Raw genomic sequence first — 18,004 nt, 5'->3', positions numbered from 1 at the left:
TGTTTACGCCAACTATGCTTTTGTGTTTTAATGAATCCCCTTTTTTAATGAATCAATTGCCCCTCCCTTATTCGGAAATACGTAGGCAGTTACATGCAGGCGAGCAATCGTGCGTGGGCTTAGTTCAATATCATTTAGCGCAAATAGATGCGCATAATGAGCAATTGAACGCCTTTTTAGCTGTTTACCGAGAAGAGGCTTTAGCGCGTGCTCAGGCAATCGATCAGAAAATCGCCTCCGGACAAGCAGGTCCTTTAGCCGGCTTAGTTGTAGGTATCAAAGATTTGCTTTGTTACGAATCTCATGGTTCACAAGCAGGAAGTCAAATTCTAAACGGGTTTAAATCTACTTTTTCAGCCACCGCCGTACAGCGTCTTTTGGATGCAGATGCGATTATCATTGGCCGCCAAAACTGTGACGAGTTTGGGATGGGATCCACGAATGAAAACTCTTCTTTCGGGTCTACGTTAAATTTTGCAAATACCGAGCATGTCGCTGGTGGAAGTTCAGGTGGTTCAGCCGTAGCCGTGCAAGCGGGCATGTGCCAGGTTTCATTAGGTACCGATACCGGCGGTTCCATTCGGATGCCCGCCGCTTTTTGTGGGATTATGGGCTTGAAGCCTACCTACGGCCGCGTGTCTCGCTGGGGACTTATTGCTTATGCTTCCTCCTTTGATTCCATTGGACCCATGGCTCACCATGTGGAAGATTTAGCGCTGGTTTTAAATTGTATTGAAGGGCAAGATGGCTACGATAGTACGTTGACAGAAGCGCCTTCAGTCGCTTACCAGCCAAAAAAGCGTGTGGCTTACATTAAAGAAATTGTGGAGCATCCAAGTCTGCAGGCCGACATACGTGATGCGTTCTTTGCACGTGTGGAGCACTTGATAGCATCTGGTATTGAGGTAGTTAGCGTTGATTTCCCGTATATAGATCAGATGTTGCCCACGTATTATGTGTTGACAACCGCTGAAGCCAGCTCCAATCTAGCTCGATTCGACGGTGTGAAATTTGGTCACCGTACTGAAAATCCCAAAGACCTAATGGACTTGTATAAAAAGACACGTGAGGAAGGTTTTGGCGAAGAGGTTAAACGACGTATTATGTTGGGTACGTTTGTATTGAGTGCGGATTATTATGATGCGTATTACACGAAGGCGCAACAGGTACGCCGACTGATCCAAGAACGTACCATGGCAATCTTAGCGGATGCGGATTATATTATTTCGCCAACGACCTCATCTACGGCATACCGTATTGGTGAAAAAACATTGGATCCTTTGCAAATGTATTTGGGTGATTTGTTTACTGTTCAAGCGAACGTGACAGGTTTACCTGCTTTATCTATCCCGATGGGTGAGGACTCGAATCACTTACCGATGGGCTTTCAAGTAATGGGACGTCCATTTGACGAAGCTGGTTTATTGAATTTGGCCAAAACTATGCAAAACGTATGAAGCAGCTAGGATTTATCTTATTGTTTTGCCTTTGCTCGCTACGTTTGTCGGCGCAGATAACCGCCTCTACACCAAATCTTCCCGAAGGACCAGCAGGTAAATCGTATTTTCCAGAGGATGAATTAAATTTTGTGGACTCATTGGCCAATGTAGAACAAGGTCTGCCAACTGGATTTATGATTGATCCGCAACTGGTTCAAAAGCGTTTGGCCGGTTTGCAACAACGAATCCCTTTGAATTACAATCTTCAAACGCATCAGTTTGTTGAATATTTTGCGTTTAAGAAGGCGGAGTTTACCCAACGGATGCTCGAAAAGCGGGATACGTATTTTCCTGTGTATGAGAAATACCTCAAACAGTATAATCTGCCTGATGAGCTAAAATACTTGTCATTGATTGAATCAGGTTTAGAACCCAAGGCTTTGTCAAATAAGGGAGCTGGTGGATTATGGCAATTCATGCCGTATACCGCCCGCGGTGATTTTGGCATGCGTGTTGATTCATTTGTGGATGAACGCTTTGATGTAGAAAGGGCGACCGAGGCAGCATGTAAGTACTTGGGTCAATTGTACCGGATTTTTGGCGATTGGCATTTAGCCTTAGCGGCCTATAATACGGGTCCTGGTAATGTTAAACGAGCTATTCGTAAGTGTGGGAAGAGTGATTTTTGGGGAATTTATGCCTGTTTGCCTAAGCAAACCCGTGCGTATGTTCCGCAATTTATTGCCATGACCTACATGATGAACTTCAACAGCGATCACGCAATTCATGCCGAAAAATACCATCAAGTCATTCCATCCGACACGGTTCATGTAAAAGGTTATTTGAATTTGGCGCTGATGAATCGTCTCGCTACCATCTCAAATGATACATTTCGTGTACTCAATCCACATGTATTAGGGGCTGTATTACCCGCGGATGTGAAGAAAATTGTCATTCGTATTCCTAAAAATAAGTACGCCTTTTTCCAAGCCAACCGGTCGGCCATTTTAGACTCAGCTAGTTTTATGAGTCGTTCGGATAGTCTGGCTTTTCAGTTTGTCGATCGTTTAGTAAAAAAGACCATCAAGGTAAAGCGTGGGCAAGATGTGTTTGACATTGCGCGCATCGTGGGTGTATCTGCGTCTGAACTAAAACGAATTAATAGACTTCGTTCTAATCGTTTAAAGAAGGGGAAACGCTTAGTTTATTATGCTCGTGTTCGTGAAAAAGTGAATTTGGCATTGATTGATTCAACTAAGCAGGCGAATGTGGCTGAAGTTACGACTAAGAAATTACCAACAAAAAGATACACACGCTATTACAAAGTTCGGTCAGGAGATACCTTGTCTGATATTGCTGAAAAGCACAACGGGTTGACCGTGGAGAAATTAAAAAAGTTAAACCATTTGCGTTCGAAGGCTATTTTGCGCCCGGGAATGCGCTTACGAATTTCCTAATATGATCGCTTATTTAAAAGGTAAACTGGCGCACAAAGACCGGACGCATGTTATCATCGATGTGCAAGGTGTGGGTTATGAAGTCAAAATCTCATTGCAAACATATGATGCCCTAGCAGATGGCATTGAATTGTGTCAATTGTTCACTCACCTTCAAATCAAGGAGGATTCACATACGTTGGTAGGTTTTCATACCATGGATGAGAAATACCTGTTTTTGGACTTGATCAGTGTTTCGGGTATTGGTTTGAGTACGGCTTTAGTGATGCTGTCGTCATTTTCTTCAGGAGAAATTCGTTCGGCCATTATGAATGAAAATATCGGATTGATTCAATCGATTAAGGGGATTGGTTCAAAGACGGCCCAACGGGTTATTCTGGAATTAAAGGATAAATGCAAGAAGGATACCTTGTTTGTTGAAGCTGGTGCGGCTTCGCATGATAAGAGTTTTGGAGTGAAACATGAGGCTTTAGCTGCATTGGTCACTTTGGGATTACCGCGCGTGGCAGCAGAAAAAAGTTTGGATCAGCTATTAAAAGCAAATCCAGATGCAACCATAGAGCAATTAATTAAGCTTGCATTACGTTAATCGTATTTAAATAGATTCGTGCAAATTAGTCATAGACAACATTGGATTTCAAAAGCCCAGCAGATTCTGGTGGTGATGGGTCTATGTTTTTCTGGCCAACTAGTCGCACAAGAACTAGCGATAGATTCGAGTAAGATTTTACAAAAAAGTGGCCGAAAACCACGTTACCAGCTCAAAAAGGCACCATTTTCAGGTGTGAGTACCTCAAAGAAGCAATCTCCATTTTCTATTTATTCCGTTAAAGGAGCAAAAACATCCACTCAAATCACGAATGGTCAAATTGTTCAAAAGGACCAGGTTGGTACCTACGACGTAAATCCAACGCGTACATTTTCACTTGAAAATTATTACCAGCGTCAAAATACGCAGGTGAATCGTAGTTTTTGGACTGATTATTCCAAAGGCATCGATGGTAATAATTCCATGCAAAGCCGTGGACTCTTCCCTAAAATAGAATTACCCCCTTCGATTGATCGGATTTTCGGCGGATCGGAAATTTACTTTAAGCCAAACGGAAGTTTATTGTTGGACATCGGTTACATGGGCCAGTTTGTTGACAATCCATCTATCCCCGTTCAGTTGCGTTACGTGGGTAATTTGTTTTTCAATGAGCAGGCGCAAATCAATTTTCAAGGGAAGATCGGGGATAAGTTGAATTTGAATACCAACTTCGATACGAAGGCGAGTTTTAATTTCCAGAATCAACTTAAGCTGAATTGGAAGACGCAGGAGGAAGATATTTTACAAAATATTGAGGCAGGTAATACATCCTGGACACTGAATTCTCAATTGATTCCGGGTGTTCAGAACTTGTTTGGTTTAAAGACATTGATGCGTTTTGGGAATTTGGATGTGACAGTTGTGGCGGCACAGCAGCGTTCCAAGCAGGATTGTATCACGTTGAAAGGAGGAACGCAAGGTCGCTCTTTTGAAATTCGTGCGGATCAGTACGATGAAAATAGGCATTTCTTTTTGTCGACCTACTTCAGAAATAATTACGAACGTGCCTTACGTAACATGCCCGTTATCACCAGTGGCGTGACGATTACGCGGGTGGAAGTATATGTGACGAACCGGACACAGAGCACAGAGACCTTGCGGAATTTGGTGGCTTTGAGCGATTTGGCAGAACCTAAGCCCTATAACCCACGGGTGCAGGTAAATCCGGGAAATGGTTTTGTCGATAACAGCGCAAATACCTTGTTTCAAAGATTAACGAATGACGCGCAAATTCGTCGGTCGGACCAAGCATCTTTTGAATTAGAATCTTCGTACGCCATGACGCGTGGTACTGATTTTGATATGTTGAAAGGTGCCAAACGCCTAAATGAACGTGAGTTTAAATTCAATTCACAACTTGGATATATTTCATTAGTGGCGCCATTGCGTAATGATGAAGTACTTGCGGTGGCATACGAATACACCTTAAATGGCCGTCGCTATAAAGTAGGGGAGCTCACGGAAGATTATCAAATGCGTCAGGATAATGAGGTTTTGATCTTAAAGATGTTGAAATCATCTACGGTTCGTAATCACTTGGAGCATCCGATGTGGGATTTGATGATGAAAAACATTTACACGTTGAATACGACGGCTTTGTCCAAGCAGAATTTTCAGCTGCGTATCGTTTACAAAGATGATGCCACGGGTATCGATAATTCAAACGTCATTGAGGGTGGTCCCCAAATTAAGGATACGCCGTATGTGAAGTTGTTAGGCCTAGATAAGTTAAACTTTGCAGGCGATCCACAGCCCGATGGTAATTTCGATTATGTGGAGGACATCACCATCGACTCGAAAAATGGCCGAATTATTTTCCCGGTATTAGAGCCATTTGGTTCAAGTTTAGCGGAGAAATTCAAATCGGAACCTAGCTTGTTGGACAAATACAACTTTTCAGATCTATATAAAAAGACGCAAACAGACGCACAGCAACTGGCCACGAAGAACAAATTCTTTTTGAAAGGATCATTTCAATCGGGCGTAGGTGGAGATATTAATTTACCTTTTGGCGTGGAGCCTAAGTCGGTCACTGTTTCTGCAGGTGGCCAATTACTAAGCCCTGGATCCGATTTTATTGTCGAGGGGCAGTCTGGTAAAGTAAAAATCATGAATGAGGGAGTCTTTAATTCGGGTCGTGAATTAAAGGTTTGCTATGAAAAACCGGATTTGTTTACGAATCAGGTGCGTTCCTTACTTGGAACAAGACTTGATTATAATTTAGGTCAAGATATTCATTTAGGTGCGACGGTTCAGCGGATGAGTGAAACTCCTCCCGCTTTTTTACGTCGGGTGGCGATAGGGAATGAGCCTGTCAACAATACCTTACTTGGTTTTGACGTATCTCTACTGAAGAAATCAAATGGCCTTACGCGTATGTTGGATGCGCTACCTTTCATTTCGACTAAGGAAACTTCAGTCATAGATTTTCAGGGTGAAGCGGCCAAATTACTTCCTAATGTCAATGAACGTGTACAAGGAAATGCGTTTATCGATGATTTTGAGTCGGCTCGCGTGGTTTATTCCATGAGTAGTCAGCCAACCATGTGGAAGCCTGCTGCGGTTCCTGCCGATTTTTCTGCTGGTACAAATCCGCGTGATTTGGCGTCCAATTTTAAGCGTGCGAAGATTTCAGCTTATACGGTAGATGCTAGTTTATATGGTCAAGGCGGTTTTGCGCTGGATGTTCCGGGACTGGATGCATCTGAAATTAATGCTTATGCCTATGAGCGTGTTGTCACGCCAAGGGGTTTATTCCCGAATAAAGATTTTGCCAATAACATTACCAATTTACCCATTGGCGTGCTAGATGTGGCTTATTTCCCCTCTGAGCGTGGTATTTATAACTTCAATCCCAATCTATCTGCGGAGGGTTTATTACTCAATCCGAAAACGAATTTTGGTGCGATTACACGTGCAATTTTGGCGGATACTGATTTTGATAATGCGAATGTGGAACAAATTGAGTTCTGGTTAATGAATCCATTTGTTGAGGGCGAAGTGGGAAAAGTACGTGACGGTATCTTCAATAAGAATAATACGAAAGGGGGAAAATTGGTATTCCACCTAGGTGACGTGTCGGAAGATTTTGTACCCGATGGGTATTCTAATTTCGAAAATGGTATTCCTGCAGGGGAAAAGATTGTGGATCCTACGCGTGGCAACGTGGAGAAAACAAATTATGGTATCGCGCCTAAACGCCAGTTTGTTATCAATGCCTTTGATAATCAGGGGGGAAGAGCGCAGCAAGATGTGGGTTTAGACGGTTTGCCAAACGTGACTACCGAGGCGAGCAACCTGTCTGAAACAACTTATTTTGCTAATTATTTAAATCAGACACGTACCCGCGTGACCAATAGTGCCGCATTGGCAGCCATTCAAAAAGATCCTGCTGGTGATGATTTTGTCCATTATTTGAGTGAGGATTTTAATTCTACGCCAAGTGTTATTCAGCGCTATAAACAGTATATGGGCTTAGAGAATAATTCGCCTAATACGGATAACCCAACCAACGCGATTATCACCGAAGCGAATAGCATGATGCCTGATCGCGAGGATTTGAATAATGACAATACGATCAATGAAGTGGAATCGTATTTTGAATATGAAGTTGACTTGAAAAAAGGTATGCAAGTTGGCCAAAACTTCATCGTCGATAAAATCAATGAAGGCGGCGTCGACTGGTTTTTATTCCGTATTCCTATCAAGGACAAGAATAAGTATAAAGCCATCAATGGCATTACGGGTTTCAAATCGATTCGTTTCTTCCGGATGATGATGAAGGAATTTGAGGAGCCGGTGGTCCTTCGATTTGCTCAATTACAGTTGTCTGGCTATTCCTATCGGAAGTTTATCGGCCAATTAGATCAACGAAATGGGCAGGATATTCCGGAAACTCCTGGTACCGAATTACGTGTCACGAGCGTAAATATTGAGGAAAATGGCCCAGCAGCGAAAGGCAATAACACGGTTCCGTATGTGGTGCCGCCAGGATTTGTTCGTGATCAGGATGTGACCACGATTAACAATGCCCGTTTGAATGAACAGTCGATGAGTTTATGTGTCGACAACCTGCGTCCGGGTGATGCACGTGGGGTGTTTAAAAATACGATGTTTGATTTCATCAACTACAAGCGCTTGCGCATGTTTGTGTCGATGCAGAGTCAGGATGCCAACGTGGGGAATGTGGCGGCATTTATGCGGATAGGGACTGATTTGACGGACAACTACTATGAGGTGGAGAATGCGGGATTAGTTCAAACGCAGAAGGGCCAAAGTTTAGATGTAGAAATATGGCCGGCAGAGAATGAATTTGATGTAGAATTTGACTTGTTGAAGCAAGTTAAAATTGAGCGTGACCGATTAGGAAAGTCATTAGACAAGCGTTTCAGTTTGATCATGACAAGCTCCACAGGTAAGAAATATAAGATTACGGTGATGGGTCGGCCTGATCAGAGTGCAAGCATGACCTTAATGATCGGGGTGCGTAATCCAAGTGAGAATACACAAAATAAGTCCTTCTGTATTTGGGTGAATGAATTGCGTGCGTCGGGTTTTGATCAAACTTCTGGTTCCGCGGCGTTGGGTAAGATGGCTGTTAAATTGGCCGATTTAGGTCAAGTAACCTTTAATGGCGCCTTTAAGAATTATGGTTTTGGTGGTGTTCAATCGAAGATATCTGAGCGTTCGCGTGATAACATGCTGGAGTATGGCATCACGGCTAATTTGAACTTAGATAAGTTGTTACCGGCGAATTGGGGTTTCCGAATTCCTTTCTTTGTCACGTACGATAATCGGACGATTTCACCGCAATTTGATCCGCTTGATCCTGATGTATTTTTATCGGCCAAGCCTGTCAATGACGAATATATGCGCATGGTGGAAGATCGGTCTACGCGGCAGGGCTTCAACTTTACGAATGTGCGGAAAGTACGCTCTTCTTTAGCTAAGCATGCGTACTTATGGGATTTCTCGAATTTCTCATTCTCGTATGCGCATTCTGAAATGATTCGTTCGAGTACGTTGATTGATGCATATCGCCAACTAAGCCAGCGGGGGAGTGTGCAGTACACATACGCGGCGAATTCGATTTTCTGGGAACCCTTTGCGAAGACCAATTGGAATTCGCAATGGTTAAGTCTATTGAAAGATTTTAATGTCAATTTGATTCCGTCGTCCATTGCCGTGCGTGCGGAGATGGATCGCTCTTTCATTAAAACACAGTTGCGTAATTCAGATTTCTCTACGCTGGGTGTGACGCCTTTGTTTGAAAAATACTGGTTTTTCAACCGACAGTACGCGGTGAACTGGAATTTGACGAAGAGTATGGTTTTGAATTACAATACACGTGTCAATGCGATTATTGATGAACCTTTGGGTGATCTAATTGAGCCAGGATATCAAGATTATGTCGTTTCGAATATCAAATCGTTTGGTCGGGCGAAGGAGTTTGACCAACAAGCAGGAATGATTTGGCGATTGCCATTGCAAAAATTACCATTAACGGACTGGATGAATGCGGATTATACGCATCGTGTGGGCTATAATTACTATGCTAACTCCTTGAATATCAGCGATGATGACGGCATTGCGTTTGGAGACATTATTAAAAATACACGCGAACGGGGCATTTCAGGAAAAGTAGATTTTGTGTCTTTATACAATCGGATTCGTGCGTTACGCTGGGCTAATACGCCTTCGTCCGACAGTAAAAATGTAGCCCGTAATCCTGGAGATGAGGACGATATTTACATTGCACCTAAAAATGCCTTGCGGTCTGTGACGCGTTTATTGTTGACCTTACGCGGTATTCAAGTTAATTATTCGATTAATGAGTCCACCACCTTGCCTGGTTTCTTGAAGCCCCCAGGTCTATTTGGCATGAACGGTAATTTTGGGGCACCTGGTTTTGATTTTATCAGTGGTGGACAAAGTGATGGGATTCGATTTAAAGCCGCTGAAAACGGTTGGCTCTCACAAAGTACCTACCAAAACATTCCGTTTACGCAATTGCGTAATCAACGTTTTACGTATACGACGCAGCTGGAGCCAACGAAAGATTTCCGTGTGACCTTGGATGGCAATTATACCAAAGGCGATAATTACCAAGAATTCTTTAGGCCATCTGTTTTAGGTGGACCGTTTAAAAGTGAAAGTCCATTGCGATCGGGTAATTATTCGATGTCCTTCCTATCGTTTGTGACAGCCTTTAAAAATTCTGAGGCGGTATTTGAATCGTTCCGGACGAACCGACAAGTGATCTTGGAACGTTTGAATCGAGCGAACTTTGGAGAGGGGGGAGCATATAATAAGAATTCGCAGGATGTGTTGATTCCAGCGTTTTTTGCTGCTTATTCTGGGGTGCCGGCGGAGAAGGTTAAGTTTTCACCTTTCTATAATTTGCCGCTTCCTAACTGGAAGGTTGACTATAATGGGATGAACTTATTACCATGGATCACGAAGAAATTCAGTTCATTCACGATAACACACATGTACTCTAGCACGTATAGTGTGGGTAATTTTGTGTCTTCCTTAGAATATGGGCAGTTTGAGAATGACTTCCGAAACTTAACCTTAAACAGTTTATTGTATCCGTTGTCTTCGCGTTTCGATCCCGTGACGAAGAATTTGATTCCGGTATATGTGATGAGTACGATTTCATTTACGGAGCGATTCTCGCCATTGATTGGGGTGAATGCCATTACGAAAAGTCGGGTGAGCTTACGTTTGGAATACAATCAGGATCGTAACGTGGGATTGAATTTGGCTAATTCACAAGTGGCGGAGTTAGCGAATAAAGATTTGACCTTCTCCATAGGATTTACGCGAGCGAATATGTTGATACCGTTTAAGATTAATGGACGTGCGGTACGTCTGCCGAATGATTTACGCTTCAATATGAATTTGACAATTCGCGATACGCGGACCTTACAACGTAAATTGGACGCCGAGACCATTGTGACGCAAGGATTTATCAATTTCCAATTCCGTCCACAGTTGAGTTATGCGGTGAGTGATAAATTATCCGTTACGGCATATTTTGATCGAATGATGAATAACCCATTGGTTTCGAATGCTTTCTTCCGTTCTACGGTGGCAGGTGGTTTCCAAGTTCGATATAGTTTGAGTGAATAATTAGCAAAAACTATTGCAATCACGCGTGATTTTAATGACCTTTGCAAGCAAAAAAATAGTAGATATGAATTTCCCATCAGAATTAAAGTACACACAAGAACACGAGTGGATTAAAGTAGAAGGAGATGTTGCGATCGTAGGTATTACGGATTTCGCGCAAGGTGAATTGGGAGATATTGTATTTGTAGAAGTGGAATCAGTAGGTAAGGCAGTCGCTAAAGACGCGGTTTTCGGATCGGTAGAAGCGGTAAAAACCGTATCAGACTTATTCTCTCCAGTAGCAGGTGAAGTAGTTGAATTTAACACAACGCTAAACAACAGCCCTGAGTTAGTAAACTCAGATCCATATGGCGCTGGCTGGATCATTAAAATTAAACCAAGCGACTTAGGTGACTTAGATTCCTTAATGGACGTAGCAACCTATCAAGCATTTGTAGCACATTGATTTTTAAAACCCTGATATTCAGGGTTTTTTTTTAGTATAGAAATAACATGCGGATATTAATTAAGCAAGTTACCGTTCAAGATAGCCGGTCCGAATACTTTGGGAAGCGTGTGGATCTATTAGCCGAAGCTGGCCAATGGATCGAAATCGCTCCAAGTATTCAAGCCAAGGCTGATGTCGTGATTGAAGAAGCGAACGCTTCTTGGTCTCCCTCTGTCGTAGATTTGCGGGTGCATCATACCTTACCTGGTGGCGAATTCCGAGAGGATTGGTCTAGTTTGCAAGCCGCCGCTTTACAAGGTGGGGTCTTGGATATGCTATTATTGCCAACCGGCGAGCCGGTAGCCCAAACGGCAGAATCGATACAGTTTATCATCCAAAAAGGGTTCCAGGCGATGGCACCTTTAACAGTAGATAATAAAGGGGAGAATTTTGCTGAGTTGTTGGACTTGCACCAAGCCGGTGCCAACTGGTTCGGTCATGGAGCCGGATCACTCCAGCATGTGGATTTGATGGGTAAATGTTTACAGTATCTTCAAACATTGCCTGTCACAATTGTCTCTCGGCCAGATACGGAATCATTATCCTTGTATGGGCAAATACACGAAGGATTGCAGTCGACGCTGCAAGGAATGAAAGGGATTCCCGTGTTAGCGGAAACCTTAAGTATCAAACGAGATTTAGATTTGTTGCGCTACGTGCGTGCGAACGCTTTTGGCCAAACCTCATCTGGATTTAGATTACATTTTGCCTGTCTTTCTTCAGCTGAATCGGTGGAGTTGATTCGGGCTGCAAAAGCGGAAGGATTACCTGTGACGGCTGATGTGGCGGTTCATCAATTGGTTTTCACTGAAGAAGCTGTCGCTGATTTTGATACGCATTTTAAAGTTTTCCCTCCATTTAGAGCGGAATCAGATCGGGAGGCTTTGTGGGAAGGTTTGAAAACAGGTGTGATCGATGCGGTAGTTTCCGATCATCATCCGATCGAATTTGAATCAAAGGCGGTTGAGTTTGATCATGCCGCTTTTGGGACCATTGGCTTAGAAACCTTGTTTGTAGCCTTTATGCAAGCAGCGGATGCACGTAAATTGAAGCAAGCGGCTGATTATGTTACTGTCCGTCCTGCCCACTTACTGGGAGTTCAACTGCCGGAATTAACCGTTGGGTCAGTTTGTAAAGGATTCGTTTATGTGGAAGCTATACAAGCAGCGTATGCAGAATCGATGATCAAGAGTAAATCGAAAAACAGCTGTTTCTTAGGTCATCAATTTGCCCATCAAATTCAGTATGTCTTGCAAGGTGCGACATTGACAAAAAATTAGCATGAAAAATTTTATTGCTCAATTACCGCGCCTAACCCTAGTTTCGTTGATGACGTTGCTTTTATTACTACTATATAGTTACGTTTTTCAGGCAAATGGAATCATTCCGTTAGGCGGAAAGAAGGCTCCTAATTATGTGTTTTTATTAATTGGACAAGTTCTTCTTGCGCGTTTATTTGTGGGTAAAAATCGCGGTAGTTCGGTTCATTTCTTGCAGCTTTTTGGCTTTCAGTATGTATATGTGTTCATGACAGCTGCGCTCTCAGCCATTTCGTTGTATTACTTTTACCAAAGCCCCATGGGCATTTCCTGGTTACAGGAATATGTAGCAGGTAGTTTACAAGAACTTGTTCAGTACCAACAAGCCATTGTGAAGCAGGAGGGAGCGGCTTATTTCGCTCAATTACAAGAAGGTATTCGTGGAATAGATGCGGGCAGCATTGCTAAAGATGATTTAAGCCAAAAATTAGCTCTTGCCTTTTTACCCAATTTATTGATCTCATTATACTTTAAACAATAATCAACATGGAAAATCAAACAACGTCACCAAGTTTAATTATGTTAAAATGGGGGGCCATCGGAGGTTTATTAAGTTTCATATTTACGCTGATTACGAAGTTCACGGGTTTAGAGGATGATTTCTCTGAAACATTGGGCTGGGTATCTACGATCTTTACGTTAATTATCAATGTGACGATTTTGGTCTTAGCCTTACGCGAGGTTCGTGAAGAGAATGATGGCTTTATGAGTTATGGCCAAGGATTAGGTTCTTCTACGTTACTAGGTGCAATTTGGGGAGTTATTGCTGGTGGATTCAATTACATTTATTTGCAATTCATCGATCAAGGTGTCGTTCAAAAGCAACTGGATTTAGCCCGTGAGCGCCTAGAAGATCAAGGCTTAACGGAAAGTCAAATTCAGGATGCAGAAAAAATCACCAAAATGATGATGGGTCCAGGAGTCCAATTTGTGATGGTTGTTGTGGTAACGATTGTCTTCATGTTTATTTTAGGTTTGATTGTTTCAGGTGTATTGAAGCGCGAGAAATCAGTTTTTGACGAGTAAGGTATGTGGGCCATTATCCAAAAAGAGTTCAAGGCATTTTTTAGTTCCTTCATCGGCTTAGGCGTGATGGTGGCATTTTATGTCCTATTGAGTCTATACGTATGGTATTTGACGGGCAATATTTTGGAGTTTGGCTTTGCGGAGTTAACCGTATTCTTTGATTTAAATCCCTGGTTTTTTTTATTCTTTATTCCGGCTTTAGCCATGCGGTCATTTGCCGAGGAATTTGAATTAAAGACGTTTGATTTACTGCGGACTTTGCCCATTTCGATGGAGTCGATTACGCTTGGGAAGGTTTTGGGTTTGTTTTTAGTGGTAGGAGTGGTGTTGTTGCCCACGTTTGTGTTTGTGTATTCGATCGGCCAACTGGGCAATCCGGTAGGAAATTACGATGCTTCTTTAGTTGTGGGTGGATATATCAGTATCCTGTTATTGTGTTACTCGTTTATATCGCTTAGCTGTTTAGCCTCTGCTTTAGTTGAAAAACAAGCGCTTGCCTTTGTACTCGGCGTATTTCTCAATTTTGTTTGTTGGCAAGTCCCCCAAGAACTCACCTCACTCGAAACCATTTCCCTTTTTGAACATTACCAAGTCATTAGTAAGGGCGTTCTGGAGTTAGGCAGTATTGCTTTCTTTATTGGGTTTAATCTGATTGTTTTCGCGCTGATTCAGTTGCGCTTACGGCTGAAGTTCCGTTAGTTTTTATAATCGGTAATCGCGATTTGATGTTCGCATAACGCTATTTCAAGGGCTTCATTCGAAGCAATGAATATTAGTTTAGCTCTGTTTTCATTTAGTTTAGCGATAAACCATTGCTTCGCTTTTTCATCTAGGTTAGACGTAGGTTCATCTAAGCAAAGGATAGGTCGAGGGGAAAGTAGTGCGCAGGCTAATTTGATTTTTTGGCGCATGCCAGAGGAATAGTTTTTAATCAATTTTGCCTTCCCAGGGCTCAATTCCATGTATTTTTCGAAGCCGAGTAGGGTAAGGTCGGCAGGAATGAATCCAAGCTTTTGTAAAAATTCAATTAACTCGCTGAGCGTAAATTCTTCAATCACGTCTACATACGGCGCGGCATAGGCTACGTATTGATGGGCTTCGTGTATTGAAATGGCTGTTCCATCTGCATGTACGAATTCGACTTGACCATGTGTCGGTAATGAAAATTGTGCTAATATTTTAAGTAATGTACTTTTCCCGGTGCCGTTGGGTCCAACGAGTGCGTAGGCATGACCAGCAGAAAATGTGCCGTGTACGTTTTTGAAGATCCATTCTTTACGGAATTTTTTCTCAACACCTGTTGCAATGATCTTCATAGGCAAATTAACCTTTCATGATGCCACGCTCGGAATCACGGACAAAATTGACAATTTCATCGCGATGCGCAGAGGCTGGAATATGTTGCTCAATTTGCACGATGGCATCTTGGTTGTTTAGGCCTTTTTGGTAGATAAAGCGATAGGTTTCTTGAATTTCAGCTACCTGCTCATCATTAAATTCACGTCTGCGTAAACCTATGGAATTGATACCGGCATAGCTAAGTGGCTCACGACCTGCTTTTGTAAATGGAGGTACATCTTTCCGAACGAGTGAGCCGCCTGAAATCATGACGTGCCGACCGATATGTGCGAATTGATGTACGGCGGAAGAACCACCGATAATAGCAAAATCACCCATGGTTACGTGGCCGGCTAATTGGACTGAATTCGCGATAATGCAATGATTTCCGATCAAACAATCGTGGGCTACATGGACATAAGCCATGATTAAGCAGTTTTGACCTATCACCGTTTTAAGCTTGTCGGCCGTACCGCGATTCACCGTCACGCATTCACGGATGGTTGTGTTATCGCCAATTTCAGCTGTTGTAATTTCACCACCAAACTTTAAATCTTGAGGCACAGCTGAAATAACGGCTCCAGGGAAAATACGCACATTTTTTCCGATCCGAGCGCCAGGATAGATGGTTACATGAGAACCGATCCATGTACCTTCGCCTATTTCTACATCTTCATGAATAACTGAAAAAGGTTCCACGGTTACGTTGGCTCCTAATTTAGCTTCTGGATGGATGACAGAAAGTGTTTGCATATAATTGACCTAAGATTTTCTAACAAGACTAGCTGTCATTTCAGCTTCACATACTACTTGGCCAGCGACATACGCTTTACCGATCATTTTGGCAATTCCCCGACGAATCGGTGCCGTTAATTCACATTTAAAGATGACGGTATCACCAGGGATTACAGATTTTCTAAAGCGACAGTTTTCGATGCCTACTAAATACGGCCAGTAATTTTCTGGATCTGGTACTGAGCTAAGGACCAAGATTCCGCCGGTTTGTGCCATAGCTTCTACTTGCATGACACCAGGCATCACTGGATTATTTGGGAAGTGTCCCATGAAATAGTTTTCATTCATGGTGACATTTTTTACGCCCACTACACTGTTATCATCCAAATAAATGATTTTGTCAATCATTTGGAATGGATAGCGGTGTGGCAATAATTCGTATACGCGCTCGTGTGTAAAGATCGGAGGTTGTTTCGCATCGTAAACCGGTACGTTGTTTTTCTCCGCCTCTAACATGAGTTTTTTAATCTTTTTCGCTAATTCCACATTCGATGCATGGCCTGGACGTGAGGCTAAGATCTGAGCTTTGATGGGTCTGCCTACCAAAGCTAAATCGCCCATGACATCTAATAATTTGTGGCGCGCCATTTCATTTGAAAAGTGCAGGCTGGTATTATTCATGATGCCGGCATCTTTAGAAATAGACACTTTTGGCTTGCCTAAAACCTCTGAAATATGCGCTAGTTCACCCTCTGAATATTCTCTGTCAGCGATGACAATCGCGTTGTTCAAATCACCACCTTTGATTAAACCCGCATTATAAAGTGCTTCTAATTCATGCACGAAGCAGAAAGTCCGACACATGGAAAAGTCTTTTTCAAATTGAGACACATGCGACAGGTTGGCATGTTGGCTCGATAAAAACTTCGAATTATAATCCACCATCACCGCAATGCGGTAATCATTTAAAGGCAATGCAGCAAGTTCAATTCCTTTGTCTAAATCTTTGAATCGTACTTCTTCGGGTAATTCAAAGAATTTGCGGTGTGCTTCTTGTTCAACGAGTTCGGCATCTCGTAGTGCTTCTACAAATTTGATGGATGAACCATCCATGATTGGAGGTTCTGGACCGTCAAGTTGGATGAGGATATTGTCAATCTCAAGACCTACTAAAGCTGCGAGTACGTGTTCAACAGTATTAATTCGGGCGCCATTATGTTCAATGGTGGTACCACGCGAGGTATCTACCACATAGTCTACATCGGCATCCGCGATAGGCTGACCTGGCAAATCAACGCGCTGGAATTTGATTCCATGGTTCGTTGGTGCTGGCAAAAAGGTCATATTGGCTACGACACCTGTATGCAAGCCTACGCCGGATAAGGTTACTGATTTGGTAATGGTATGTTGCTTATTATTCATGAGAAGGTTAAGCCTATTTAATGTTTTTAATTTGATCAAATAATTCGGGTAGTCGGCGAATCAATGCACTTCTTTTCAAGTATTCTGCATTATTCACAGCTGGATAACCGCCTATTACTTGTCCAGCTTGTTTGATCGATTTGGTTACACCAGCCCGACCCGTTATAATTGTTTTGGCTGCAATCGTTAGGTGGCCGGCGATGCCTACCTGACCTGCGATTAAGCAGTTTTCGCCAATTTTCGTAGAACCTGAAATGCCGGTTTGCGCAGCGATGGCGGTGTTTGCGCCAATGTCCACATTGTGTGCAATTTGAACAAGATTATCGATTTTGACACCGGAACGAATGAACGTAGAACCCATGGTGGCTCGATCTATCGTGGTGTTTGCGCCGATACTGACGTGATCTTCAATGACCACATTGCCTAGCTGCGGAATCGCTTTAAACGATCCATCGGCTTGTGGTGCATGGCCAAAGCCATCGGAACCAATCACCGCATTCGAATGAATGACTACGTGATTGCCTATGATGGTGTCGTTATAAATTACAACACCAGGGTAAATGATACAATTATCACCTATTTGGACATTTTTGCCGATACTCACCTGGTTATGAATACTGGTGTTATCGCCTATTTTGCAGTGGGAGTCGATGCTGGTAAATCTACCTACAAACAGGTCTTTGCCTACTTTGACCCCTGCTTCGATAATGGCGTGAATGGAAATACCTGTTTCGCGCGTAGCGGTCATTTCTTGGTATTTCTGTAATAGGATGGTAAATGCTACGTATGGGTCATCCACGCAAATGAGGGTGGATTTCACTTTATTTTTCAATGCCAAATCCTTGGATACAATGACTGCTGTGGCATTGGTATCGTATAAATAAGATTCGTATTTGGGATTAGACAGAAAGGAAATGCTGCCGGGTTTACCTTCTTCGATTTTATCAAAACCAGTAATAAATTGAGAACCATCGCCTGATACTGTGCCTTGGAGGATTGTCGCAATTTGGTCAACAGTAAATTTCATGCGGGATGAATATAGGCTAAGGTTAAAAAAA

General features: G+C 42.7%; 13 protein-coding genes. 9 read left to right on the top strand and 4 right to left on the bottom strand.

The window, feature by feature from the left end:
* Window positions 1–47: 47 nt before the first annotated feature.
* From gatA to U0R10_RS04570, 9 genes are all read left to right on the top strand, one after another.
* Window positions 48–1,457, top strand: a complete 1,410-nt coding sequence (gene gatA, locus U0R10_RS04610) for an Asp-tRNA(Asn)/Glu-tRNA(Gln) amidotransferase subunit GatA (RefSeq protein WP_377982774.1) — start codon at window positions 48–50, stop codon at window positions 1,455–1,457.
* Window positions 1,454–2,896, top strand: coding sequence for a lytic transglycosylase domain-containing protein (locus U0R10_RS04605; RefSeq protein ID WP_377982773.1), 1,443 nt, complete (start codon window positions 1,454–1,456; stop codon window positions 2,894–2,896). Before gatA ends, U0R10_RS04605 begins: the two co-directional genes overlap by 4 nt.
* A 1-nt stretch (window position 2,897) precedes the next feature.
* The gene (gene ruvA / locus U0R10_RS04600) at window positions 2,898–3,485 is read left to right on the top strand and encodes a Holliday junction branch migration protein RuvA (RefSeq protein ID WP_377982772.1); all 588 of its coding nucleotides are present in this window, start codon (window positions 2,898–2,900) and stop codon (window positions 3,483–3,485) included.
* Window positions 3,486–3,503: 18 nt separating this feature from the next.
* Window positions 3,504–10,619: a T9SS outer membrane translocon Sov/SprA gene (sov, locus tag U0R10_RS04595; RefSeq protein WP_377982771.1), complete on the top strand. Its 7,116-nt coding sequence runs from the start codon at window positions 3,504–3,506 to the stop codon at window positions 10,617–10,619.
* A gap of 64 nt (window positions 10,620–10,683) precedes the next feature.
* Window positions 10,684–11,064 carry a glycine cleavage system protein GcvH gene (gene gcvH, locus U0R10_RS04590; RefSeq protein WP_377982770.1) on the top strand — a complete coding sequence of 127 codons (381 nt, stop codon included), beginning with the start codon at window positions 10,684–10,686 and terminating at the stop codon, window positions 11,062–11,064.
* 47 nt (window positions 11,065–11,111) lie between these two features.
* A complete protein-coding gene (locus tag U0R10_RS04585; RefSeq protein ID WP_377982769.1) occupies window positions 11,112–12,386 on the top strand; it encodes a dihydroorotase in 1,275 nt (424 codons plus the stop codon).
* 1 nt (window position 12,387) lies between these two features.
* Complete coding sequence (locus tag U0R10_RS04580; protein ID WP_377982768.1) at window positions 12,388–12,906, top strand: hypothetical protein; 519 nt, start codon at window positions 12,388–12,390, stop codon at window positions 12,904–12,906.
* A 5-nt stretch (window positions 12,907–12,911) separates the two neighbouring features.
* Window positions 12,912–13,451: a DUF4199 domain-containing protein gene (locus U0R10_RS04575; RefSeq protein WP_377982767.1), complete on the top strand. Its 540-nt coding sequence runs from the start codon at window positions 12,912–12,914 to the stop codon at window positions 13,449–13,451.
* Window positions 13,452–13,454: 3 nt separating this feature from the next.
* Window positions 13,455–14,150, top strand: a complete 696-nt coding sequence (locus U0R10_RS04570) for an ABC transporter permease (protein WP_377982766.1) — start codon at window positions 13,455–13,457, stop codon at window positions 14,148–14,150.
* Here the strand turns inward: U0R10_RS04570 and U0R10_RS04565 are convergent.
* From U0R10_RS04565 to lpxD, 4 genes are read right to left on the bottom strand one after another with little or no spacing between them, the layout of a single operon-like run.
* On the bottom strand, window positions 14,147–14,767 hold the full coding sequence (locus tag U0R10_RS04565; RefSeq protein WP_377982765.1) for an ABC transporter ATP-binding protein: 621 nt from the start codon (window positions 14,765–14,767) through the stop codon (window positions 14,147–14,149). The two genes, U0R10_RS04570 and U0R10_RS04565, sit on opposite strands and share 4 nt — an antisense overlap.
* 7 nt (window positions 14,768–14,774) lie before the next feature.
* On the bottom strand, window positions 14,775–15,542 hold the full coding sequence (gene lpxA, locus U0R10_RS04560) for an acyl-ACP--UDP-N-acetylglucosamine O-acyltransferase (RefSeq protein WP_377982764.1): 768 nt from the start codon (window positions 15,540–15,542) through the stop codon (window positions 14,775–14,777).
* A 9-nt stretch (window positions 15,543–15,551) separates the two neighbouring features.
* Window positions 15,552–16,946, bottom strand: coding sequence for a bifunctional UDP-3-O-[3-hydroxymyristoyl] N-acetylglucosamine deacetylase/3-hydroxyacyl-ACP dehydratase (locus U0R10_RS04555; protein ID WP_377982763.1), 1,395 nt, complete (start codon window positions 16,944–16,946; stop codon window positions 15,552–15,554).
* Between the two features lie 13 nt (window positions 16,947–16,959).
* Window positions 16,960–17,973: a UDP-3-O-(3-hydroxymyristoyl)glucosamine N-acyltransferase gene (gene lpxD / locus U0R10_RS04550; RefSeq protein ID WP_377982762.1), complete on the bottom strand. Its 1,014-nt coding sequence runs from the start codon at window positions 17,971–17,973 to the stop codon at window positions 16,960–16,962.
* Between the last annotated feature and the right edge of the window lie 31 nt (window positions 17,974–18,004).

It is taken from the genome of Aquirufa avitistagni (genome assembly GCF_042715545.1).
Classification (GTDB): Bacteria; Bacteroidota; Bacteroidia; order Cytophagales; family Spirosomataceae; genus Aquirufa; species Aquirufa avitistagni.
Note: the sequence above shows the minus strand (reverse complement) of the source record. Positions and strands in the feature narration are given on the sequence as shown.